This window comes from Legionella sp. 39-23, from assembly GCF_001897665.1.
GTDB classification, from domain to species: domain Bacteria; phylum Pseudomonadota; class Gammaproteobacteria; order Legionellales; family Legionellaceae; genus Legionella; species Legionella steelei.
In genome coordinates this window covers 21,544-44,412 of the sequence record NZ_MKTO01000029.1, presented here as the reverse complement: position 1 = coordinate 44,412, position 22,869 = coordinate 21,544, and the positions used below count along the sequence as shown (strand labels likewise).

Genomic DNA, 22,869 nt, shown 5'->3' with positions numbered 1-22,869 from the left:
TGCCATAAAAAACTATACCATAAAAAATGAATGTAGGCTCAATAGAGCAAGTTGATGACGTTAATTATACACCTAAACTCGTTTGTGTTTCCTCAAATGCTGAAATAGTCAATTTATACTCATGTTGCATGTAAAAATCGGGCCACGCTTTAATAAACTGTAGTAAGTTTATATTATTCACCAAAGGCTTATCTCTAATATTTTGATTGGTCATTGGATCTGGAATAGGAAAGGTATTACTCATGGTGGGCAGATTCACTTGTTTACTGTTTATCCATTTCGTTATAGAACTCTTTTCAAATGAATGGCCACTAGGACTTAAAACAGGCTCATTCATGACATTAAATAATATCGGATCTCTGATATCTTCTTCTACTTTCTGTAATTTTGCCCAATACTCTTCGGGACTTAAAGACGTTGCGGAGACGTAATTAATAATGGTTTTGAGTCTGGTATTGGGATAAAAGTCCGTTCCCTCTTCCAAACCAGGGTATCTTTCCAATAAATTAGCACGTTCATAACTTATACCATCTTGTACCCAGGTAACGGGATCTTTCATCACTTTCATTTGCCCTGACTTTATTGTTGTCAATGGGCAAGAAAGTGCGATAAGCATACCTTCTGGCAAATCGACTGTTGTAGACTCCAGTTCTGGGCCAGATGAATCGCCTTTGCGAATGTATGCGTCCGTAATGTAGGCGGTATAACCTATAGATGTTGTTTCTTGTCCCTTTTTGGGATTAACTCTATTTTCTACTTCATAACCATTTTCAGATAAAACTTTTAGTAATCCAGGCAGATGAGGTTGTGTATTCTCCTCAGTCATGTGGATAATTCCACCCGCTGCATCGGCAATATCAAAAAATGTTTCACTTTGTGGGTTCGCATTATTAACAATCCATCCTTGAGCATTGGATAGCATATAACGCTGAGGCATATTTACCTGCCATTGAGCACTCTCTTTATCCCAGCTAATAGATTGAACAGTGAGCAATCCCTTTACCTGACTGTCTCGTATCAACCATAACTTACCACCGTTTTCTTGCAACTGAGTGATTTTTAAGGAGGAGGCTTTCGATTGCTGGCTTAACCATTCTGCCTTAGCCAAAAGAATAAGATTGGTTTCATCTTGCCCTCTTTTACCGTAGATAAAAATATTCGCATCATCAGTGTCTTCTATCTTCAGCCGCATTTTTTCTCCTCAGGTGAAACAATGTGTATGGAGCAATAAAATTCCCATGTATGAGGAAGATCTTTTTGCCATTAAGAACAGTACAATTCATCGTGTATAGAACATCATTTCTCTTCATTGACTCGAGTCATAAAGTTTAAGTGTAGACAATGTGTATTTATTTACAAAGTCGACTTGGCTGGCTCATGCTGATGTGACTCAGCTTCCTTTTCTGGAGAAGCTGTTTTTCCTTGCCACCAATATTGCAGGCGTTGGAAACCATGAAGTGCTGCTTTATATAAGTCTGGAAGAATGGATACAATCGCATCAAGAAAATCTGTAGCGCCACCTTTATTAAAGCCATAAATACAACGACTAAATTCAGCACCCTTTTTACTTAGCGCAATCGTCTCGTCTTGTTTGGCATCTGGTTTTGAGAAAAATCCTAGTTGAAATTGAAACTTTTTTTCATAATCATGTAATTCTTGAGTAAATACTTTCTCAATATCATCTGCAATCAAATGTCGTACTTGAGTTTCAGTAAGAACTGGATAAAGCACCGCCATCATATCACGTATTGCTTTATTCTTTGTGAGATTAGGAATAGTGTCTTTGCGACTCTCAGTACCTTCTCCAAGACTCCAATTACAAGCACCGACTAAAAGTTTTAATGACTCATAATACTCAGTATATGCATTACCCCGTTGATTGATAAAGTACGCGGTAGCTGCCCAGCCTATCCAACCTAAAAAGCCAATGACTGGCAGAAAAGACAAAGCAGTGGCTGTAACACCAAAAATAACACTTCCTGCAATTTTTTTATCAATACTTTTTAATTGCATGGATTTTTCTTGAACCTGTGCCGTGCATTGAGTTAAAAAATTGATATATTCCTGTTTGCTTGTGCGAAAATTTTGTCCGTCTTTGACGGTAATCGCAAGCTTGTTGCCATCAGCTGCCTCAGCATTCTTTGCAATAGTAAAGTATCGCATCGATTCCGTTTGCAATGTGTTTAGATCACTATTGATGCCAAGTGGGGGCACAGGTGTAGACAGTTGCTTTTTTATCCCGAGAAGTTCTAATACTGATGACATTTTAGTTTACTCATAATAAAAAGAGGCATTTTAAATTTTCTTTAGCGTAATGACAATAAAGAATGTGCAAAAAAAACTCTTATAAATTATTTTTAATACCAAGGATGATGGTGACGCTCAAAACCCGCATTAGCTTGAGTTGATTAGACGAATTTTAGTTCTTTTTAGCAATTAAGTGTTTAATATCAATAGCTATTTCGCGAATCGTTTGTTCTTTATTGATGTCATTACGAATATCAAGATCAAACTCATCTTCTAAATCAAAGAATAAGTTGACTAAATCCAGAGAACTAGAAACAACCTGGTCAATTGACTGATCCAAATCAATCTCATCAGGTGGAATTTCTTGCGTCCTAGAGATTAAATTAATCATACGATGCTCTACTGTCTGCTCCATAAAAAATCCCTTTTTGATGTTCGCCTGATAATATCACTTATATCGAGTATATAACCAGCCCTCATTCAACTCTATTAATATTTATCCACCTTTAATTCATTGTACAACGCTCTTCGCTTCGTCTCTGTTGTGCCAATTAAAAACCAAATCGTTTAAAGCATTGTGCTCCCAATGATTTCATTGCATCGCATTGAATGATTGTGGTTGTAGCTGCTGCATCATTTGCGATTTGAATGACATAAGCATGACCATTGGAACAGGCAATATTCCAATATGCTGCATCATATCGATCGAGGCCTTGATAAAAAGCGACCACAGGAACACATGTTGCGCCTGCTGCATTGATAATTCCACTTAGTATTTGCGCTTTCTGCTCCGATGTTCTGCTTAACAAGATATCATTGGCTACATTGGCATAATTACAGGAAGTAAATACCAACAAGAAAAGCATCATCATAGGCTTACGCATCATGCATCCTTAAAAAAATGGAGTTGCATCCCCACAAAAAAATTTTGGTCTATATGATTTTATTCTAGAAGATGGAATGAATTTCTCCATTTCAATGTGTCAAGTTGATAAGCAAAATAGGATGATTTTTACTGATGGCATATGGGAACGACCATAAGGCTCATTCCCAGCCACAAATCAGGCGGAGCTGAGAATTAGCGTTCATCACAGACTGTATAATATCCATGACGAAAAGGATTACTGCGCGATCTAAACTTATAATCACGGCAACGTTGTCCGCGATCATCCGTATATCGTCTGTCCAAACGAAATGAAAAGTCACCGAAATTCATATCTTGGCGCCATTCTCGTTCTTGACGCGCCCTATCTTCTGCATCCATGTCTTTAAAAAATTTACTGAGTTTACTGGCATGCCCTACTGAGAAAAAAGAGGCAAGAAGTAGAAGTGCGATTATTTTTTTCATAACCAGGCCTTAAAAAACACAAGAAGGACGTTATTAAACCATAATTATCTTAAATAAACAAAAAATTAAAGGAACGATAAAGAACGTGTATACTAGAAAACATTTATCAGACCTCTTCGAAACCCAAAGAGACACAATTGGCCTCTGTAATAGCGTTTCGAAAGAAGCCTATTAAATTATAAGGACTTCTATATGCCAGGACAGCCATTTAAAATAACCATACCACTCACATTGCTCAGCATAATACTGTATCTTGGGTTGCTTTCTTTTATCCAATACCCTTTGACTACCATATTGAAACCCATCCCCATTGCATTACTTATGCTTTTTACATTACAAGTCAACTGCAGCAAACAAGTAAAAACCTTATTACTCTTTGCCTTGGGATTTTCACTTCTTGGTGATGTTTTTTTAACCTTACCAATAAAAATAGCATTGCACGTGGGAATTTTGGCGTTTATGGCAACGCACTGTACCTACATCTGGTTATTTTTAAAAAACATATGCTTTCGCGGCAAGAACTTACTTTCTTTTTTACCTATCTTAGTATTTGTCTTAGTCAGTTTCTACTTCTTATCCCCCTATTTGGGCGAAATGGAAAAACCAGTCGCAGTCTATCTCTGCCTACTTACTTTAATGGTATTTTGCGCGTTTCAAGTAAAGCAACAATCGCTGCTAACGCGGATCGGAGCATGTCTCTTTTTGTTGTCTGACTTTGTTTTGTCTTTAAACTTATTTGTTTTAGCAAACAATACACCAACAGCCGTGCTAATTATGTTTCTTTATTACACTGCTCAGTTTTTATTAGTAGTCAGTATCACTCAGACTAAAGAAAAGATTCTTCTCGAATTACACAGCTTATTTCGTGGTTTAAAACTGGCGTAACTATATAGCATCGCCATTAAAATTGAGACAAGCGCAAGAGAGAGTATATGTAGTACATGATTGAAGCCGAGTAAACTTGCAACAAGGCATACACCCTTGTGGGTAACACCATAGGTTTAAGTAACAAGGAGAAATAATTTCAGAAAATGTAATAATAAAGTAATCAAAATAACAATCAGAATGTTGGCCATCAAGCCAACCTTATTTTTTCCTAAAATAAGGGAAAAAACATATCTTGCCAGTGCAGTCATAAAAAATAGAAGCAAATAGGTGGCAAATATTGAGAAGAATGCCCAATACAGACACTCTTGGTTAATGTAAAAAGGCACAAATTGCATCGTGAAGCCTGCGCCTTTTTTATAGCATAAACTAAAAAAATAATGCCAATCATAGATAACTAAAACAATTATTGCGTACAAGCGAAGAAAATTTATAGTGTATAACATAGTGAATACTCTGGCGTTACAGGTTACTTACTCTCAAATGTCATCAACGTGTTTTCATACACTATTTCATCATGATGTGGCACCCTATTGTCTTTATAAATTAAGGGGGGCTCGTCATTGTCAGAAAATGAGTAATCCTGCGTTATAAAATGCTCGAAAGCATAAGGTATGCCCTCACCAAGCAATGGTGATGGTTTATCTATAATATGAAAATGTAAATGCGGTGCATCAGAATTACCAGAATTTCCTAGTTTACCAATGATCTGACCTTTACTTACTCTATCTCCTTTATGTACCTTAACACTATTAGGTATCAAATGCGCATAGAATGCATATTTGTGATTTCCAAGATCAATAATGACATAATTACCCGCTATATTGCTTAAGGTAATTGGATAATCACGTCCTAAGGGGGCATTATCGGGAATACCATCCAGCACCTCGACTACCTTGCCGTCGGCAACAGCATAAAGAGGAGCATCGTAACTATAATAATTTTCATTTTTATTGGGGTTGTCTTTGTAATAATTTCCGTCTGCCCCAAATTGCATAAAATCAATCGCATAACGTTCAGGGTAATGGGTAATACCATGAGCAGTGACATGAGCCAGTCGATGTTTCGAGGTATTCGATGGACCATTGATTGCCATCCAATGCTCGCCTTTTAAAGGTGAGCCCATGAGTAATGGTTCATCCCGGTTAATACCAGTAGGTGCTGCAGCAAGAGTAAACCAATCTGCTCTTCCAGATTCTTCTTGTGACTTAAGATAAAACCGATGCATGATTGTTCTGGGGAGTTCTCTACCCTGATTCAACTCAATTGAGAGATATATGACATGGCGAATTCCCGGATGTGCGATTAACTCCTCATTGTTATTCATTTCTTTTGCTGCAAAAGAATGCAACATTTTTTTTAACTGCTCATGATCAAAAGAACTGATAGGATGATTAGGATTTTTGCCATCAAAAATCTCGACCTTTTCTAAAGAAAACAGGTGTTGACCTATATTCGAAAGAAAAATCTCATAAGTTAAATAACGTTTTCCATTAATAACAATTGGTGCAGGCTTGTGGAGTACCTGTGCTTCCATCTGGAAATAAACCAAGTCATCGTCATTTGCGTTCAGGTGACTTTGAGTTGCTTGTGCCAATAGTGGCATTGCGAAGAATATGAACAGCGCGAAAAAACATTTACATTTATTCAATTGACGGCACCTCAAGTGTTCAATATTTCCACATTATGACACAAATTAATTTGCTTCGAAAACGTCTCATCTTAATAATGAATTTTTTATTCATACGCTTAAAATTTTGCCATCCCGATTGGCAAGCGTAGGTTGGAAGCCCAGCGTTTTGCTGAATTAATTCTTGTAGCCCAATTAGCCCATGTACTTTGGTGCATTGTTACATGCTGGGCTTAACAGCCCAGCCTACCGAATCGCCTAACACATACCATCTCGGACGACGCTCAAGATGCATACTCGATTCGCCACACCGCCACATGCATTTATCCTATTTTTTTATAGGAATCATGACCAATAAAACGGGCTCCAGGACCTTCATGAGTAATGTCGCTTGCTTGTTTGTTCAGTATGGAAATTGCATCAATAGCGTGTAGATTTTTATCGAGGTGACCACTAACACTCAATACAGACTCGCACATTGGGTAAACAACACTGAAAGAAAGTACATTACCAACCATATAACCTGTAATCGGTCTTTTTTGATTAATTGCCTGTGGACAGGTTTTAGAAGCAACTGCCGTGGTGAAATACCCTTCGATTTTATTATCAGCCAAGAAATTAAGGGTTAAAATTGAACCTCTTTCATTTTTATAAGTAATTTCTTTTGGCGCAGCAACAACCGCGTGGGTAAATAAAGAAGAAAGTGCAATTGTAGCGCAAAAAAACGATTTAAAACTCATTAAGATACTCCTTGCTAATGTTTAAATGCTCAGTGATTTTGATACCGAGTGGTTGTTTAACATGTTACCAGGATAAGGTCAAATGGTATCAATTTCCTGCTGGATAACTTAAGCAACGTGCATTATTAATTCTGATTTAAATCAAGTGACTAACTCTTTTGACACACGGAATTCTTGAGCTTAATATACGTACTTATTGCCTCAGATAGCATATCTGCTGATATTCCCGCAGTATTAAAAAATCTGTACCTGTTCAGGCAATGGCTCAACTTAAGGATGAGTATATGTAGTCGGAGTGAAACTTAGGTCGCAATCTTGCAGACCGGACACTGAGTCTACTCTTAAGTTGACGCCATTCCATGAATGCGTACCAAAGCTCAGGATGGGTTTGAAATGCATAAATTGCTGTTTATTGGGTTGACTTTCTTACTACTAACAGCCTGTGGGAAAGAGAATAAAGCTTTTAGTGGGTATATTGATGTGGACCTCATCTATTTGTCTGCAGACTTTGGTGGACGACTCACTGATCTTGCCATAGTCAGAGGACAACGAGTTAAAACCGATCAATTTCTATTTAGGCTTGAACAAACCAGCGAACTTTACAATGTACAAATAAGCAAGTTAAACAAAAAAGACCTGCTCGCTCAACGACAACAAATTTTGACCCAACTCCAATACAATGACATCAATTACCGCCGTATCGTAGACATGCGCAAACAAAATGCAGCCAGTCAAAATGACCTCGATGCAGCACAAAGAGATTTAAACATTTCCAAAGAACAGCTTACCGATATTGATGCCAAAATTAAAAGTAATCAAATCGATACTGCTGACAAAAAATGGCAGGTAACGCGCAAGGAAAACTTTGCAACGGATAATGGGATTATATTTGATACTTATCATACCAAAGGTGAGTTTGTCCAAGCAGCAGCCCCTGTTCTTTCCTTAATTACCAAAAATAATATTAAAGCCGTATTTTTCGTTCCCGAGGAAGAGCTCGAAAACATACGCCTGAATCAACGAATTAAAATCAAGACCGATCACAATGCTGATTTTGCATCGGGTCAAATTTTCTACATCTCCAATATTGCTGAATACACTCCGCCCATCATTTATTCTCGTGAGGAACGTCAGCGTCTTGTATTCCGAGTAGAAGCCAAAATTGACGCCCCCGATCTTGAAAAAATTCACCTCGGCCAACCTGTTACCTTGGAATTGACTGCATGAGTGAGTTTGCAATTGATGTTAAAGACTTAACAAAAAAATTCGCTGAAAAAGTCGCTGTAGATCACATTAACTTACAAGTAGCAAAAGGCAGCATCTTTGGATTCTTAGGTTCAAATGGCAGTGGTAAGACGACCACTATCCGCATGATTTGTGGGCTTTTAACCCCCTCTGATGGAGAGGGAGCCTGTCTTGGATATGATATTCGCAGTCAAAGTGATGAGATAAAAAAACGTACGGGTTATATGCCACAAAAATTTAGTTTTTATGCAGGACTAACGGTTCATGAAAATCTGCGCTTTATTGCCGATATTTTTCAGATAAAAAATTCAGCTAAAGCAATAGAAGACATTATAAAAGATCTCGAACTTGAAGACTATCGCAAGATTCAAGCAGCTAATTTATCAGGAGGATGGAAACAACGCTTAGCCCTAGCATGTAGTTTGGTGCATAAGCCACAATTATTATTTTTAGATGAGCCTACTGCGGGAGTTGATCCCAAAGCGCGTAAAGAGTTTTGGGATTATTTACATAAAATTTCCTCACGTGATAATACAACCATTCTGGTCACAACTCACTATATGGATGAAGCCGAAAAATGTACTGATTTGGCCTACATCAATCTAGGAAAACTATTGTATACAGGCAGTACCCAAAATTTAATTCCCTACTCCAAAGTCAAAACGTACGTATTGGAAGTCGAGAGAAAAGAGCAAACTCCATTAATGGAAAAAATACAGGATACATATCCCAAGCTCTTGGCCTCAATTGTAAATAATGAATTGCGAATTTCATCACGTGATCATCAACCATTGAAGCAACTGACTCAAGAATATAATCACTTTTCATTTAAAGAGGTTACCCCTTCCTTTGAAGAAGTTTTTATTGGACTAATGCGATGAAGTACAAACATTTTATACATGGAATATCCCTTACTCGTCTTATTGGCCTAATACGTAAAGAATTTGTGTTGATCACACGCGATCGCGGTACTATAGCGATGTTAGTCGTCTTACCGATTATGTTGCTGATTCTTTTTGGTTTTGCTATTGAATTTGATCCTAAACATCTTCCCACGACCATTATTAGCTATGATAACTCCCCATTAACTCGAGGATATGTAAGTGCTCTTGAGGCCTCGGGGTATTTTAGAATCATTCATGATGAACAAATGAGTGAACGTAAAAAAAATCAAGATTTCGCTAATGGCAAAATAAGCTTCGCCTTCACCATCCCTCCTAATTTTACACGCAAATATATTCGCAATGAAAATCCACAGTTACTGGTTGAAATCGATGGTTCAGATCCTGGAAGTAGTGCCAGTGCGCTCAGTAATGCACTCCCCATACTGAATCAAACTCTAGATACATTTAACAAACAAGGGCTAAGCTCCCCCAACGCCACTAATACACAGCGAGGTGTCAATCTCACCATTCACCGACTTTATAATGAATCGAATACCAGCTCTTACAATATCGTTCCAGGATTAATTGGGGTACTACTCACGCTTACCATGGTAATGCTTACATCAACGGCCATCACCTCAGAAAAAGAGTCTGGAACCATGGAAATGTTGTTAAGTACGCCATTGAAACCAACAGAAATCATTTTAGGTAAGGTAATACCCTACATTGTTTTAGGTTATTTGCAACTAACCAGTATTTTAATTTTTGGTAAAGTCTTAATTCATATTCCTACCGAAGGAAGTACATTCTTGCTTTATATCGCGTCTGCCCCATTTATTATTGCCAATTTAATGGTGGGGATGATTTTTTCCACGCTGGCACGTACTCCGATGCAAGCAATGCAACTCAGTGTTTTCTACCAATTACCGTCAATGTTTTTGTCAGGCTATATTTTTTCTTTTTATGGCATGCCTACTTGGGCACAAATGATAGGGTACTGCGTACCTATGACGTACTTTATTCGTATTACACGTGGGATTTTATTGAAGGGAAACACGTTTACGCAGATTGTTCCTAATATTTTACCTATTGTATTAATTGCCATTATTTTGATTTTTTTGACGGGAAAAATATTTAAAACAAAGCTCGACTAGGGGTTGTTGACTAAACTATGAAACTAAAAATTATCTTGTTACATCTATTCGCTATTTTGCTTGGAGCTTGTTGCAAAAACTGCGTTATTCCTGAAAAAGTGAATTATCCTAAAAATTCACGTGGCGGCATAAAATACACCGATAATAAAGCGGAGGACTTAAGCCGAGTTGCATGGTGGAAAAAGCTGCAGGATCCAGAACTTAATCAGCTGATTATGCAAGCATTGACCTCTAATGACACAATTAAAAGTTCGTATGCAACGATTGAGCAAGCACAAGCACAACTTAAAGCAGCTCAATTTGCGTGGATCCCAACTCTGGATGCAACAGCCACCGGTTTTGCAGGAGGAACCTGGAACTCACATATTACTCCCAGAGGACAATTAGCAAATAATCCCTTTTTCTCGCATCTTTCCAACATCAAATTTAGAGGATACTACTCCGGCTTTACACCAAAATACACGGTGAATATCTTAAATAACATCTATAACGTTAAATCAGCCAAAGCTTCTTTAGCCATGGAGCAAGCACAAGCTCAATCAACAAAATTAGGAATTATCAGCCAAATGAGCGGAGCCTACTTTATGCTCTTAAGCCAGCGCGAACAATTGGCTGTTGAAAAAGAACTGCTTGATGATTTAAGAAAGCAACACCACCTGGAACAAATTCGTTTCAAGAAAGGGGCCAGCAATATCGAAGTACCAATAAACATTGATCAACAACTGGCACAGGAGGAGGCCAGGATTCCGCAAATTGAAAGCGTTATCGCGCAAAGTGAAAATACCATCCGCCTGTTGTTGAATCAAAATCCTGGCCCGATTACCACGCATCGCAGCTTGCTTGCATTGAACTTAAATCAGGTGATCCCTAAATCATTGCCGTCATCGGTTTTAAAAAATCGTCCAGATCTCATGATTGCGTTAAACAATTTAAAAATAGCCCAGGCACAAGTTGGAGTCGCTTATTCGGCTTTTTTTCCAACCATCGCATTAACCAGTTTAATTGGGGGTGCTTCTGTTGATTTAACAAATATTCTAAAATTGAGTACGAATATTTGGGTTGCAGAAGCGGCTGCTTCAACAAAAATTTTCAATGCCAGCACCTATGAAAATATCAAATCAGCGAAGGCTGGATTCAAGGCAACTTATTATGAATACTTAAACACCCTCCACACCGCATTTGCGGATGTAGATGATGCTCTTACCAATGAACAGAAAAACAATTTATCCTATTTGCAAACTCAAAAAGGCTATATGGCAGCACGAAGGGCATATGCGGTTGCATTAGCTCAATATAAGTCAGGAGCAAAAGACTATCGCAATGTGCTCAATGCAAAAATTAATCTTGATCGCAGTAAATTGACGTTAATTCAAGAAAAAGCACAATTACTTGATAGTATTGTGCAAGTGTATAACGAGGTGGCAGGCGGATATGATGTTGCTTAAGGTAGTCAGCGAGGTAGGCTGCTGATAAGCCCAGCGTTTGCTGTGTTAATTCTTATTCTTCAAAATGTCCATTATAAAAACTACCACTGAAATCTCAATTAACAAGTAACTTATCCATGGTGTTCATCCGTCGACATTGTTACATGCTGGGCTTAACAGCCCAGTCTACAGGTAGTTATATATGCCCATCAATAATTATGCTTTTTCGTCAAGAGCCTTTTCAACTACTTTGACCAAACGCCCTGCTTCAGGAGAAGTCGTTGAATAAAAATAATCAATCAGCTCCCCTTTGCGATTAATAAGATATTTATGGAAATTCCATTTTGGTGCTGTGCCAAATCCTAATTTCTGTCTCGCCCACAGATAAAATGGATGTGCATTTTTTCCTGAAACCACTTCTTTAGCAGCCATTGGAAAAGTGACACCATAATTGACTTGGCAAAAACTAGCAATTTCTTGCTCGGTTCCTGGTTCTTGGCCACCGAAATCGTTTGAAGGAACACCCAGTATTACCAAACCGCGATCTTTATACTGTTCATAAAGCTTCTCTAACCGCGCATATTGCGGGGTAAAACCACACTTTGAAGCCGTATTCACAACAATTAAAACCTTGCCTTGAAATGATGAGAGTGGCAATGGCTCATGACCGCGCAATGTATGAAATGCATAATCATAGGCACTATCATTGAGTTTAGATGAATCAGCGGCAGCGATATTAGAAGTCATAATGTAACATCCTAGTAAAAAGGTTAGAAAACGCATGGTTATCCCTTATGTTCTTTGTGAAACTGAATTGCTGGGATGTCTAATCCTCATCCATCATATATGATTGATCGGGCATTGCAAGCAATACCGAATTTCGCACAAATACGGCATGTCACCTAGTTCAAACATACCTCGAAAAATCTGTTAATCGACATTCAGCTGGTGCTTAATTTGTTCTTGGACTTCCTGCATATGCTGTTCATCTTTATAATGGGTGCGTGGCCAAAAAAAACCTTTAAGCCCATCGTGTTTGTTCCTGGGAACAATATGTATATGCAGATGAGGGATACTTTGGCTAACGGTATTATTCATTGCAATAAAACTTCCTGCAGCCCCCATTGCTTTTTCCACAGCCCTGCCTATTCTTTGTGTTAATGAAAAAAGTGGGGATAGCATTGAGTCAGGCAAATCATATAGTGTTTGAATATGCATCTTAGGAGCTAATAAGGTATGCCCCAGAAAAAGTGGACGAGAGTCCAAAAAAGCGATAAAACCCTCGTCTTCAAAAACAATCAATGCTTTTTCCTTTTTTTCTACAATTAAATCAATAACACAGCCAATGGTCATTTTTATATCCCTATTCACCTAATTTATGATTTAAACGATCTGTATTTTACTCATTGCATTATATGTTGCTCCTTTATGTTCTAACAAACTCTCTTTTTCATCCTTAGGATTTTTCTTGAGGAGTTGGCTAAAAAAACCATCCATGCAATGTGCAGAGGATGTAAGTGCACGAGAAGGCTCTTCAGTAACTTGAGCGGCTTCCTCAACAATCTGCGGTGGCTCTTCAGCAATTTCTTCTATTCTTCCCGCATTGATGCGATTGCTCCATCTATAGGCTAATCCGGGAATAGCGATAATAACACCCCCTGTATACCCCGCAGCGATGCCATATATTCCTAACTTCGTTTTAAGTCCAAGAAGAGCGGAGCCAGTGATCCCCAAAGATAATGCAGAAACTGAAATAATAGTTGACCCCTTGAGATCATTCAAAACTCGTAATTGTTGTAACAAATCATAGCGTACCGAATCCAAAATGACTCCAGCCGACATAATGGGTGCCAAATATTTAAGAATATCTTTTACTTGAGCGGGATTATTGCCCATAACCAGCACACCTGGCATCACCGCAAAAAATAAAGGAATAGGAGTGGTATAAAGCAGGGTCGTTAATAATCCATATTTCCCCATACGGTTAGCATTTTCATATTTTTTGGCGCCAATTAGACGATTAAGCTCCTGTGAATTCCCTTGTCCAAACCCTGCTAATAATAAAAAATTAAAGAAGACATACTGATTTAAAGCAGTGATGGCTGCTTGTTCCTTTGTCCCCAAAATCCCCGACAGAACACTTACAGAAAGAGACATTGCCATTTCACTTGCAACCGACAAAGTAATCGAGCCACCTATTTGCAAAAGTTCTTTAAGCTGTGCGAACTGCCCGGAAAATTTTTTAAAAATATTGAAAAATTCGTACTGACTAAAATCTTTATGTTTTGCTAAATAAAGCGCATAAGCTATCGATGTTAAATACGCTTCAATGACATAACCTATAGCAATTCCAGTCCCCCTTAGCCTTGGTACACCTAGACCGCCAAATCCAAGCCAGGCAGAAATTCCTGTTCCTACAGCAAGGTTTGCTAATCCCATAAACATTGCTGGTTTAGCACGTCCAAAGCTAAACATCATTTGTTCCGTAGATATGCGTGTCAATAGCCCTACTACTGCAGGTGAATAAATACGTAAAAAATTCTGTGTAATTTCCGCAACATGGTCATTCTGTCCAAAAACAGTAGTTAATAAAGGTTTAGAAAAAATCATTCCCGCCATAATTGCTGGAGTAAGTACAGCCGACATCAAAAGACCATTCCGGTTGATACCGGCAATATATTCACGTTTTTCCTGCAAGACAACTTCGTTGGTTTCCCCCTGTTCTTCAGCTTCAGTAAGCTCACCAATTTTCTTACTGGCGACCACACTCATAGAAAACAAAGGAGCCATACCAATGACTAAAAGAGTATTGATCATTGTAGAGATTAACGTAGCGGAAGCCACTTCGTCTTCGTTTTCACTGAGCGAGTTAAGTAATAGAACAATTAAAAAAATCTCAAAGCTAAAGGTAAATGAAAGCGCCATAGGAACAGAAAGCGCACTTAGCGATTTGAAAACCTCCCAAAGCCCGTATGAATCATCATCTGTCTCGTCAGAATCAGTAATTGGAGCTATTGACTCATACCCCTCATTTTCTAATGAAACATCTTCTAGCTGATTCTGTTGTTCAGGAGCAACATATGCCTCAACAGCCTTAGAAGTTTCAGGAACATTGATGATTACTTCACCGATTTGTAGCTCTTGAGATGTTGAGTTAATACTTGTTCCTTCTTTTTTTGCATGTCTCGATTTTTCAATTTTTTTTTCCATTACCATTTCCTATAAAAAAACAACTCATTCCAATCAATTCATCTTTTTTTATGTGCAGAGTACAGAAAAATAAACTGCCAACAACCATGATTTACAGATGAATATCTAGACCAACATGCCAATAAATTTTATTGTGTGACAAAAGATTAAGCGAAACTTAGGGGCGTGGATTATATCAATCTTTAAAATCTTTGCATCTGGATTTTTTTTTTGTTCAAATGAATATGGAAGTACCTGATTGAAGATAAGTAAGCACTGCAATATTATTAACTTTTCTAATTCGTGAATTCATAGCGGTGCTTTATTGTCTCAATGATCTACTTTTTTAATAGGTTGGAGGAAAATAAAAATGAAAAAATATTCTCTGCTTTTATTCTTAACCCTTTCTTTTTTTTACTGCCATAGTATTGCAAATGCGTTCACCCTAAAAAGCTCAGCATTTAAAATGAATTCCATGATTCCAGACCAGTTTACATGTAATGGAACAGACCAATCGCCCCCTTTAAGCTGGCAAAACATTCCACCCAATACACAGTCTCTTGCTCTGGTTGTTGATGATCCGGATGCACCTGACGGCACTTGGACACACTGGATTGTGTTTAATATACCACCCACAGTAACCGAGTTGGGCGCTGGAGCTCCCACTCCTCCTGGAGCTGCAAATGCAAAAAACAGTTGGGGTGGCTTAGGATATCGAGGTCCTTGCCCTTCCTTAGGAGCACATAGTTATCATTTCAAATTGTATGCTCTGGATACCGTATTAAATTTGGGTGATGGTACCACTCGTGAAATCGTTTTAGACACAATGACGGGACATGTTATTGGCAGCGCAGAGTTGATTGGACTGTATCAAAACTTTAAAAATAATGCTCCTGCTCAGTGATTACAACGGGACTGATTACTATGTGTAGCGCAGCCGAACTTGGGATTCTGGATACGCCCCGCGCTACACTTTGTGTCCTTATTTTGCACCATTTCCAAACCATTTTTTGTAAATTTTTTCATAGGTTCCATCGGCTTGCATTTCTGCTTGAGCCTGATTAACAGCTTTAACCATGTCCTGATTGGCTTGGTTCATACCAAACCCCAATGGCTGAGGTGCATTGGGGACTGCGGCAAGAATCTTTAATTCAGGATGGTATTGAACATAATAATAAGAAACGGGAAATACCTTCATCACCGCCCCTACCTTGCCGGCCATTAAGTCCTCTATTGCTAGGTTAAAATTTTTAAAAGGATATATTTTTATTCCATGAATTTGTCCCTTTTTTTGCATGAGTTGGGCAATATCAAAATCTGTTGTTGCTGCTTGGACGCCCATAGTAAGATTGCCAAGATCATTAATGTTTTTTACCTGGGGTGTTTTATTTGTATTAATCACGATACTTAGGGTAGTAGTCATATAGGGCTTAGAAAATGCGATGAGTTGTTCACGTTCCTTAGTAATCGTAATCGCCCCCATTATTAGGTCATAATGATTTTCTTTTAACTCATTTATAATTTTTTCCCATTGCGTATTTCTAAACTCAAGATGTACATGCAAGCGTTTGGCAACCTCTCTGATCAAATCCACTTCAAAACCAATTTCCCTTCCATTGTGTAAATATTCAAAAGGCGGATTGGTAAAATAAGTAGCCACAATGAGTGTTCCTGGTTTCAGAGTATGCAATAGCAAATGTTTCTCATTGTCTGCATAGACCAGTCTAATCGTGAGAACAGAAGATAAAAACACCAAAAAACACAGAAATAATGTTTTTACAAATTGCTTTAACATACCTAACTCCTTTTGTACTCATCTAGAGTCTATCTCGCCCGCTATCACTTGGTTTGTGAGGCTTTTTTTGTATAAAAACGAATTAATAAAGGTACAAACCCCAAAAGAATCCCTCCTACTGCAACAATATCGGTCACCAAATCAAATTTAGGAATACTAAATCCTGCGATAAAAACTAAAAATAAGGCACTAAAAGTAGGCCAAATGATATAGCCTAGTAATTCAGCAGTATTTTTCCACAAAGAGCGATGGTACCAAGCACAAGCAAATCCAGTTAAGGAATAATAAAAAGCAACCAAAAGACCAAGCGCATGCACTGAATCTTTAATAATAAGATTTACCGTTGAATAATTAGAGGATAGAAACAAGAGAATCACCCCTAAAAACCAGATAAAAAGAATTGCTATCCATGGCGTATTTCGGGTTTGATGTAAAGTCGCATAACGCGGATGAATTATTTCATCACGTGCCTCAGCAAAAAGAGTTCGCGTAAATTGCACAATGGTGGTCTGCAAGGTACCAATTGTACTGAGCATCACACAAAAAACCGCCAAATAACTCCATGGACGCGGCACTATTTTTTCTGCAACTGCAAAGATTACATTTGTTCCAGCATGCTTTATTTCTGCATCAGAAAGTGCCAAAAGTGTGACAACAGCAAAACTGACATAGATGCATATAATAATCAGTACAGACCAGAAGGCCCCTATTCCTGGCGCGTGTCGCGTATTTTTTGTTTCCTCATTTAAATTAAGGGTAACATCCCAGCCCCAATAAAAAAACACTGCAGTTAATGCACCTGTTGCAAATAAATCGGGCGTAAAGCTGGTAAAAGAAAGCCAAGACCAAGAGAAATGATGAGCAGGAAGATGGCTGAACTTGACCAGCCCCACACCAATAATTGCAAATAGAATAAGCACTTCGAAACCAGTCATCAGAATTTGCAAATAGGCAGTAGGTTTAATTCCCACAATCGCTATTGCTGAAATCATAGTTATCCAGAGTATACTGGTAAATGCAACCCAGCCAGGGCTGTTTACCAAATCAGGTGCGACAAGTAGTAAAGTTGCTGTGGCTGCGGGAATAGAGCCCGAGACCATAAAGACTACTGAAGAAGCTAAAACAGCCCATCCAGTAAAAAAGCCTAAATACACCCCAAAAATTTTGGATATCCATGCATAGGACGCACCAGCATTAACAATGACCTTATTCAGATGAATAAATGCCAGGGAAATACCAAACATGATAAACCCGCAGTACAAAATACTTGCTGGGGCTAAGGTACCCACTGTAACGACAAGTGTAGCGGTTGCTGCAGCAACACTAAAAGCGGGCGCAGATCCTGCTGTTCCCATAACGATGGATTCGCCTATCCCTAAAGAATCCGCAGCAAGCTTCCGTTCGTTCCTCATGTTCATTTTGCCCAAGTTCCTAATGATAAAATTAAGCTATCTTTAAATAAGCATATCAACTTTTAGTGAAATATGTTCTTCGTAAAAAAATTTTGCAAAAAAAATTAGATTTATTAATCTTTGACAAAAAATAAATCAGAACAAATAATTAATCATCAGTTACAAATAAAAACTAATCACTAAATTAACCGAGAAATAAACATGCAAGCAGATCTCTTTTATACAGTAGATAGCACCAGACCTGTCCCTCTTTATTTCATGTCCCCAAAACAGTGGGAGGAACAACGCCCCACATTAACGGCAGTAGAGCATAACTACTTTGAGCAAATGCAATTTAATGGGACACTTGGTGATTGTTGCTTGTTTTATAATGCCGATGGTTTATTAGAAAAAGCATATATAGGCACCGGCGATGATAATCAGGTATTGGCAATGGCACATGCCGCGGAATTATTGCCTGTGAACACGTATCAAGTTCAAGATACATGCACTCAGGAAGCTGTCTTATATTGGGCATTAGCACAATATCGTTTTGAAAAATACAAAAAAAACTCGACTGCTCCTCGAATTTTAGTGGTTGAGCCACAAATGCTTGATGAGGTGCTCCAATTGGCGCAAACGCACTTCTTAGTACGTGATCTAATCAATGAGCCAGCCAGCGACCTGGGGCCTAAAGAAATGGCCGATGCAGTTGCTACATTAGCCCATACATATAATGCTAAATTTGAACAATGGATTGGTAATGAACTGTTACACGATAATTTTCCAGCCATCCACGCCGTTGGCCGTGCAGCCCAGTCAGAACCACGTTTGCTCTCGTTAACCTGGGGTAATGAAGAAAATCCTCGTATTGCTTTGGTGGGTAAGGGCGTTTGTTATGATACAGGAGGCCTGAATATTAAATCAGCTTATGGCATGCGGATAATGAAAAAGGACATGGGCGGGGCAGCACATGTGATAGGCTTAGCTCAGTGGATTATGGCACATAACTTACCTATTCACTTACATCTGCTTATTCCTGCAGTGGAAAACGCCATTGGTCCTAATGCATACAGACCAGGTGATATTTTAGTGATGCGCAATGGCTTAACAGTAGAATTAGACAATACGGATGCCGAAGGACGATTGATTCTAGCCGATGCTTTGGTTAAAGCATGTGAAGGGCAACCCGATCTACTGATTGACTTCGCCACATTAACTTCCTCAGCTCGTGTTTCTGTAGGTACTGAAATGTCAGCATTTTTTACAAATAACGAAGCATTGGCCACAGGCATAATTGATGCATCTCATAAAGCAGTTGATCCGGTATGGCGCTTGCCGCTGTTTACACCTTATGAAAAATTTCTACGCTCTTCGATTGCAGATATGACCAACTGCAGTGATCATCCTTATGCTGGAGCTATTATTGCGTCATTGTTTCTCCAGCGTTACATCACCAAAACAACACCGTGGATACATTTCGACATTATGGCCTGGAGCGAACAAAGCAAACCGGGCAAACCAGAGGGTGGCGAGGTTATGGGGCTACGTGCTGTCATGGAATATTTGTTGCGTGTTTATGGTTAATAATTTTCGTGGATGACAATATTCTAAGCCAGTTTAAATTCCGCCAATGAATAGTAATTTTGCATCCCTTTTTCAGGTCTACTTTCAATCAGATAAATCTTATCTACTGTAATAGGCGGCATAATCGGCACTTTTATCGTTTCTAAAAGCTCATGAGGGATCCTATGTCGAATCAATCGTCCCATAGTTAAATGCCCTCGAAATGGGCGTGACTCAACAGGAACATGCAATGCAATAAGCGCCTTTCCGATTGTCTCAGACAGTGTAGCTAAAGTCGCTTGTGGTTGCACTGACAAAGAAATAACTTTAGGACGATGTGATGAAGGAAACCATTCCAAATGCCCTAATTCGAGTTGAAATACGGGTAGATTTTTTATTGCAGCGCGCACATGTTCTATCACCGGTACTAACTGTTCTTGTGGCAAATCACCTAAAAATTGTAATGTTATATGCATTTTTTCAACATGAGCCCAACGAATATAATCCGAAGAGAGGTTTTTTTGTAAAGAATTTAAACATCTTGATAGTTTAGCTTGTGTTTTACTTGGAACAGTAATTGCAAAAAAAACGCGTATTGACGGCATTATTCCCTCACAAAAGCAGTATGTATTTCATTAAGACGCTGCACCGTAAGAAACATCCTTAAGTATCCTGCATCAAAATAATTGAAGCAGGATATATATACTATAATAGTATCTAAATTGACCAAATAGAATTGAATGTGCACTTAGCGTGAATAAGACTATATGGATAGTGGAGAATTACAATGATTCTTAAGAGCACACAAGAAAAACTCGAATTCCTAGAAGGTTGTCTTTCCCATATTGATCATCTATTCAAGTATGTTAGCAACAAGGTGCCACACATTACGTTGTATAAAAAAAACATCGCAGAAAAAATATTTTCCTGAATAGAAAACTTCCAAGCGCTATAACCATTATGTCAATCTTATTTCCACAATCGAGCCGATTGGCATGGCATTAGGTTATATCATTAGAACAAAATCTGCTGTAGAAGCGTCCATTATCATGAATGCGGTACGCAAACAATTAAGTGAAAAAAAACTTGAAGACTCTATTCGTTATATCGACTCCCAAAGCAGGTCCTCTCAAAACAAAGGCTCATCGACAATTGAAATATGGGATCAAGTTGTAGACATACTTAACACATTAAAAAATAAAAATATTTACTCATTTGGTTCATTCAGTTGCATGAGTTTATTCACAATTAGCCGTGCCAATCACAACAAGATGGGTTATAGATAAACCGTAACCGAGATGCTAGCATTGGCATTTTTGTTCGAGAACAAATGAAATACCGACCCGATATTGATGGGCTCAGAGCGATTGCGATTCTACTGGTCTTAATTTATCACGGAGGACTCTCCTTTTTCCCTGCAGGCTTTATCGGCGTGGATGTATTTTTTGTGATCTCGGGCTTCCTTATCACGGGTATCATTCATCAGTCACTTCAGAACGGTTCTTTTTCTTTTTTAAACTTTTACAATCGAAGATTATGGCGTTTACAACCTGTCTTTGTTTGTTTGCTCCTAGTGACTTCTGCATTAGCATTATTGTTTTTTTTGCCTGATGATTTAATACAATACAGTAGAAGTGCACGCAAAACTTCTTTATTTCTATCTAACTTGTTTTTTGATAAAACGACCACGGGCTATTTTGCACCAGATACCCAGCAGATTCCCTTACTCCATACCTGGTCTCTTTCAATAGAGTGGCAATGCTATTTGCTTTTACCTTGCCTCATCTACGGTGTGCATCGTGTTACACCTAAAAAATACATGATACCACTTATCGTTGGCTTGACTTGTATCGCTTTTCTCTGCTCCTTGTATCAGGCGAAAACCATACCTGCACACACCTACTACTTATTTTCGAGCAGAATCTTTGAGTTTTTGATCGGCGCGTGTGTCGCCTTCATACCGGCGACTTTTTTTGCTGGCAATACATATCTTTTAAACCTAGTGGGAGGCTTGGCATTAATCACATTACTGTATCTTGCCAGCCTTAACCCTGTATTGGCAGGTTACCCTGATGAACATGCTTTTGTCGTTTGCATTGCAACAGGATTACTGATTCTCATAGGGACCTATTCGCCTCAAAATATCTTGAGCCAATTACTGTCTAGTAAGCCGTTGGTTTTCATAGGATTATTGTCTTATTCTCTTTATATTTGGCATTGGGTAGTTTTTTCATTTTTGAGATATCAAAGTATCGTCGAGACATCCCCTGTTGTATTAAGTGCTTTTGGACTTACTTTTGTTTTAGCCTACCTTTCCTGGCGCTTTATTGAAAAACCTGCAAAACGCTGGAAACACATGCCGTTGCGACACACTGTTGTACTCCTGTTATTAGTCCCTATACTTGCGCTACATCTGAGCGACTATATGATTAGAAAAAATCAGGGATTTCCTCAGCGCTTTAATGATGAACTATTAGCCATCTATCAACAATTGAACCAATACAACAGTCCACAAAGAGCTTTGTGTATGGCTGATTCTCAGAATAAAAACAATACTCAATGTCTTCTTGGCGCAAAAAAAGCAGACAGTAAACACGCATTAATGATTGGGGATTCATTTGCCAATCATTATTGGGGTTTTATGGATAAGTTAGGGCAAGCAGCAAATGTCTCTATTTTAATGCAAACCGTATCGTCTTGCTTAACCTTGCCCGACATTTATCTTTATGATTGGTGGTATTTTAAAAGACGAGTCTATTCGCACTGTTATGAGCAGACCCAAAAGTATTATCAAATGGTTCAACACAATCACTACGATTATGTAATCATTGGACAATTATGGGTTAATTATTTTACCGACAACATCATCAATAACCTGGGTGATAAACGCTCTTACCGCCTATCCCAAAAAAGATTGGTCAACGCCTTAGATAAAGCACTTGCAATCATTATTGCCTCAGGAGCAAAACCTGTATTAATCCATGCAACGGCGAGAATACAAAATAATTTTCATGACTGTTTTTTTAAACATATAAAACAAAGAACCGCATATATCCCGCACGAATGTGATTTTACCTTTAATGAGGTTCAATGGCTAAATCAGTTATTTCAGCAAATGCAACGCAAGTACCCGCAATTAATTATCATAGACCCTAAAAAAGTACAATGTGCGCACAGTACCTGTAAAGCAGACATCAATGGCATTCCCATATACCGTGATGTAGGCCATATTACTGATTATGCCTCTTATCAATTTGGGAAACGTTACTTACAAAAATATCCCAATCCTCTGGCTTAGCCCTAGCTATTGACTAAGCCAAAATGGCGTGATTTTAGAGTACCGAAACACAAGGACAATCTCACGCTAACTA

Annotated in this window: 22 protein-coding genes; 9 read left to right on the top strand and 13 right to left on the bottom strand. The window is 38.4% G+C overall.

Annotated elements, in window-relative coordinates; genetic code table 11:
• Positions 1 to 64 precede the first annotated feature (64 nt).
• From BGO44_RS11005 to BGO44_RS10985, 5 genes are all read right to left on the bottom strand, one after another.
• The gene (locus BGO44_RS11005; protein WP_058509272.1) at positions 65 to 1,192 is read right to left on the bottom strand and encodes a U-box domain-containing protein; all 1,128 of its coding nucleotides are present in this window, start codon (positions 1,190 to 1,192) and stop codon (positions 65 to 67) included.
• Positions 1,193 to 1,353: 161 nt separating this feature from the next.
• Entirely contained in the window at positions 1,354 to 2,265 is a 912-nt protein-coding gene (locus tag BGO44_RS11000; protein ID WP_058509271.1) for a hypothetical protein, read from the bottom strand.
• A gap of 154 nt (positions 2,266 to 2,419) precedes the next feature.
• Entirely contained in the window at positions 2,420 to 2,662 is a 243-nt protein-coding gene (locus BGO44_RS10995; protein ID WP_058509270.1) for an acyl carrier protein, read from the bottom strand.
• A 136-nt stretch (positions 2,663 to 2,798) separates the two neighbouring features.
• Positions 2,799 to 3,134 carry a hypothetical protein gene (locus BGO44_RS10990; RefSeq protein WP_237760401.1) on the bottom strand — a complete coding sequence of 112 codons (336 nt, stop codon included), beginning with the start codon at positions 3,132 to 3,134 and terminating at the stop codon, positions 2,799 to 2,801.
• Positions 3,135 to 3,325: 191 nt separating this feature from the next.
• Positions 3,326 to 3,595, bottom strand: coding sequence for a hypothetical protein (locus BGO44_RS10985; RefSeq protein WP_058509268.1), 270 nt, complete (start codon positions 3,593 to 3,595; stop codon positions 3,326 to 3,328).
• Positions 3,596 to 3,787: 192 nt separating this feature from the next.
• Between BGO44_RS10985 and BGO44_RS10980 the strand changes: the two genes are divergently transcribed.
• Positions 3,788 to 4,480, top strand: coding sequence for a lysoplasmalogenase (locus BGO44_RS10980; RefSeq protein WP_273200310.1), 693 nt, complete (start codon positions 3,788 to 3,790; stop codon positions 4,478 to 4,480).
• A gap of 469 nt (positions 4,481 to 4,949) precedes the next feature.
• On the opposite strand, the gene BGO44_RS10975 is transcribed toward BGO44_RS10980, so the two are convergent.
• Entirely contained in the window at positions 4,950 to 6,131 is a 1,182-nt protein-coding gene (locus tag BGO44_RS10975) for a M23 family metallopeptidase (RefSeq protein ID WP_157070675.1), read from the bottom strand.
• A 302-nt stretch (positions 6,132 to 6,433) separates the two neighbouring features.
• Entirely contained in the window at positions 6,434 to 6,850 is a 417-nt protein-coding gene (locus BGO44_RS10970; protein ID WP_193393369.1) for an avidin/streptavidin family protein, read from the bottom strand.
• A gap of 393 nt (positions 6,851 to 7,243) precedes the next feature.
• On the opposite strand from BGO44_RS10970, the gene BGO44_RS10965 reads away from it, so the two are divergent.
• Genes BGO44_RS10965 through BGO44_RS10950 form a run of 4 tightly spaced genes read left to right on the top strand, consistent with a single transcriptional unit; the run spans position 7,244 to position 11,578 of the window.
• Complete coding sequence (locus BGO44_RS10965; RefSeq protein WP_273200312.1) at positions 7,244 to 8,077, top strand: HlyD family secretion protein; 834 nt, start codon at positions 7,244 to 7,246, stop codon at positions 8,075 to 8,077.
• On the top strand, positions 8,074 to 8,976 hold the full coding sequence (locus BGO44_RS10960; RefSeq protein WP_058509264.1) for an ABC transporter ATP-binding protein: 903 nt from the start codon (positions 8,074 to 8,076) through the stop codon (positions 8,974 to 8,976). The genes BGO44_RS10965 and BGO44_RS10960 overlap by 4 nt, the downstream gene beginning before the upstream one ends.
• Positions 8,973 to 10,133: an ABC transporter permease gene (locus BGO44_RS10955; protein WP_058509263.1), complete on the top strand. Its 1,161-nt coding sequence runs from the start codon at positions 8,973 to 8,975 to the stop codon at positions 10,131 to 10,133. Before BGO44_RS10960 ends, BGO44_RS10955 begins: the two co-directional genes overlap by 4 nt.
• A 17-nt stretch (positions 10,134 to 10,150) precedes the next feature.
• Positions 10,151 to 11,578 carry a TolC family protein gene (locus tag BGO44_RS10950; RefSeq protein WP_058509262.1) on the top strand — a complete coding sequence of 476 codons (1,428 nt, stop codon included), beginning with the start codon at positions 10,151 to 10,153 and terminating at the stop codon, positions 11,576 to 11,578.
• Between the two features lie 195 nt (positions 11,579 to 11,773).
• Here the strand turns inward: BGO44_RS10950 and BGO44_RS10945 are convergent, their stop codons facing one another.
• From BGO44_RS10945 to BGO44_RS10935, 3 genes are all read right to left on the bottom strand, one after another.
• A complete protein-coding gene (locus BGO44_RS10945) occupies positions 11,774 to 12,304 on the bottom strand; it encodes a glutathione peroxidase (protein ID WP_273200317.1) in 531 nt (176 codons plus the stop codon).
• 183 nt (positions 12,305 to 12,487) lie between these two features.
• Positions 12,488 to 12,910, bottom strand: a complete 423-nt coding sequence (locus tag BGO44_RS10940; protein ID WP_058509260.1) for an HIT family protein — start codon at positions 12,908 to 12,910, stop codon at positions 12,488 to 12,490.
• A 30-nt stretch (positions 12,911 to 12,940) separates the two neighbouring features.
• Positions 12,941 to 14,767, bottom strand: coding sequence for an MATE family efflux transporter (locus tag BGO44_RS10935; RefSeq protein WP_058509259.1), 1,827 nt, complete (start codon positions 14,765 to 14,767; stop codon positions 12,941 to 12,943).
• A 349-nt stretch (positions 14,768 to 15,116) separates the two neighbouring features.
• Between BGO44_RS10935 and BGO44_RS10930 the strand changes: the two genes are divergently transcribed.
• Positions 15,117 to 15,650, top strand: a complete 534-nt coding sequence (locus BGO44_RS10930) for a YbhB/YbcL family Raf kinase inhibitor-like protein (RefSeq protein WP_058509258.1) — start codon at positions 15,117 to 15,119, stop codon at positions 15,648 to 15,650.
• A 78-nt stretch (positions 15,651 to 15,728) separates the two neighbouring features.
• Here the strand turns inward: BGO44_RS10930 and BGO44_RS10925 are convergent, their stop codons facing one another.
• Both BGO44_RS10925 and BGO44_RS10920 read right to left on the bottom strand, forming a co-directional pair.
• On the bottom strand, positions 15,729 to 16,541 hold the full coding sequence (locus tag BGO44_RS10925) for an ABC transporter substrate-binding protein (RefSeq protein ID WP_058509257.1): 813 nt from the start codon (positions 16,539 to 16,541) through the stop codon (positions 15,729 to 15,731).
• A gap of 44 nt (positions 16,542 to 16,585) precedes the next feature.
• Complete coding sequence (locus tag BGO44_RS10920; protein ID WP_083503889.1) at positions 16,586 to 17,959, bottom strand: APC family permease; 1,374 nt, start codon at positions 17,957 to 17,959, stop codon at positions 16,586 to 16,588.
• 195 nt (positions 17,960 to 18,154) lie between these two features.
• Here BGO44_RS10920 and BGO44_RS10915 point away from each other — a divergent pair, with 195 nt between their 5' ends.
• The gene (locus tag BGO44_RS10915; RefSeq protein ID WP_273200322.1) at positions 18,155 to 19,519 is read left to right on the top strand and encodes a leucyl aminopeptidase family protein; all 1,365 of its coding nucleotides are present in this window, start codon (positions 18,155 to 18,157) and stop codon (positions 19,517 to 19,519) included.
• A 23-nt stretch (positions 19,520 to 19,542) separates the two neighbouring features.
• On the opposite strand, the gene thpR is transcribed toward BGO44_RS10915, so the two are convergent.
• Entirely contained in the window at positions 19,543 to 20,103 is a 561-nt protein-coding gene (gene thpR, locus BGO44_RS10910) for an RNA 2',3'-cyclic phosphodiesterase (RefSeq protein WP_273200325.1), read from the bottom strand.
• A 390-nt stretch (positions 20,104 to 20,493) separates the two neighbouring features.
• Between thpR and BGO44_RS10905 the strand changes: the two genes are divergently transcribed.
• Positions 20,494 to 20,784 (top strand): hypothetical protein, encoded by a 291-nt coding sequence (locus BGO44_RS10905; protein ID WP_058509254.1) that lies wholly within the window; start codon positions 20,494 to 20,496, stop codon positions 20,782 to 20,784.
• A 44-nt stretch (positions 20,785 to 20,828) separates the two neighbouring features.
• Positions 20,829 to 22,796 carry an acyltransferase family protein gene (locus BGO44_RS10900; protein ID WP_058509253.1) on the top strand — a complete coding sequence of 656 codons (1,968 nt, stop codon included), beginning with the start codon at positions 20,829 to 20,831 and terminating at the stop codon, positions 22,794 to 22,796.
• Positions 22,797 to 22,869: the final 73 nt, after the last annotated feature.

Coding starts and splice junctions, on each gene's coding strand:
- BGO44_RS10950 (WP_058509262.1), top strand. CDS start 10,151: ATGAAACTAAAAATTATCTTGTTACATCTATTCGCTATTTTGCTTGGA.
- BGO44_RS10965 (WP_273200312.1), top strand. CDS start 7,244: ATGCATAAATTGCTGTTTATTGGGTTGACTTTCTTACTACTAACAGCC.
- BGO44_RS10955 (WP_058509263.1), top strand. CDS start 8,973: ATGAAGTACAAACATTTTATACATGGAATATCCCTTACTCGTCTTATT.
- BGO44_RS10900 (WP_058509253.1), top strand. CDS start 20,829: ATGAAATACCGACCCGATATTGATGGGCTCAGAGCGATTGCGATTCTA.
- BGO44_RS10970 (WP_193393369.1), bottom strand. CDS start 6,850: ATGAGTTTTAAATCGTTTTTTTGCGCTACAATTGCACTTTCTTCTTTA.
- BGO44_RS10905 (WP_058509254.1), top strand. CDS start 20,494: ATGGCATTAGGTTATATCATTAGAACAAAATCTGCTGTAGAAGCGTCC.
- BGO44_RS10930 (WP_058509258.1), top strand. CDS start 15,117: ATGAAAAAATATTCTCTGCTTTTATTCTTAACCCTTTCTTTTTTTTAC.
- BGO44_RS10960 (WP_058509264.1), top strand. CDS start 8,074: ATGAGTGAGTTTGCAATTGATGTTAAAGACTTAACAAAAAAATTCGCT.
- BGO44_RS11005 (WP_058509272.1), bottom strand. CDS start 1,192: ATGCGGCTGAAGATAGAAGACACTGATGATGCGAATATTTTTATCTAC.
- BGO44_RS11000 (WP_058509271.1), bottom strand. CDS start 2,265: ATGTCATCAGTATTAGAACTTCTCGGGATAAAAAAGCAACTGTCTACA.
- BGO44_RS10935 (WP_058509259.1), bottom strand. CDS start 14,767: ATGGAAAAAAAAATTGAAAAATCGAGACATGCAAAAAAAGAAGGAACA.
- BGO44_RS10990 (WP_237760401.1), bottom strand. CDS start 3,134: ATGATGCGTAAGCCTATGATGATGCTTTTCTTGTTGGTATTTACTTCC.
- BGO44_RS10920 (WP_083503889.1), bottom strand. CDS start 17,959: ATGAACATGAGGAACGAACGGAAGCTTGCTGCGGATTCTTTAGGGATA.
- BGO44_RS10995 (WP_058509270.1), bottom strand. CDS start 2,662: ATGGAGCAGACAGTAGAGCATCGTATGATTAATTTAATCTCTAGGACG.
- thpR (WP_273200325.1), bottom strand. CDS start 20,103: ATGCCGTCAATACGCGTTTTTTTTGCAATTACTGTTCCAAGTAAAACA.
- BGO44_RS10980 (WP_273200310.1), top strand. CDS start 3,788: ATGCCAGGACAGCCATTTAAAATAACCATACCACTCACATTGCTCAGC.
- BGO44_RS10945 (WP_273200317.1), bottom strand. CDS start 12,304: ATGACTTCTAATATCGCTGCCGCTGATTCATCTAAACTCAATGATAGT.
- BGO44_RS10925 (WP_058509257.1), bottom strand. CDS start 16,541: ATGTTAAAGCAATTTGTAAAAACATTATTTCTGTGTTTTTTGGTGTTT.
- BGO44_RS10940 (WP_058509260.1), bottom strand. CDS start 12,910: ATGACCATTGGCTGTGTTATTGATTTAATTGTAGAAAAAAAGGAAAAA.
- BGO44_RS10915 (WP_273200322.1), top strand. CDS start 18,155: ATGCAAGCAGATCTCTTTTATACAGTAGATAGCACCAGACCTGTCCCT.
- BGO44_RS10985 (WP_058509268.1), bottom strand. CDS start 3,595: ATGAAAAAAATAATCGCACTTCTACTTCTTGCCTCTTTTTTCTCAGTA.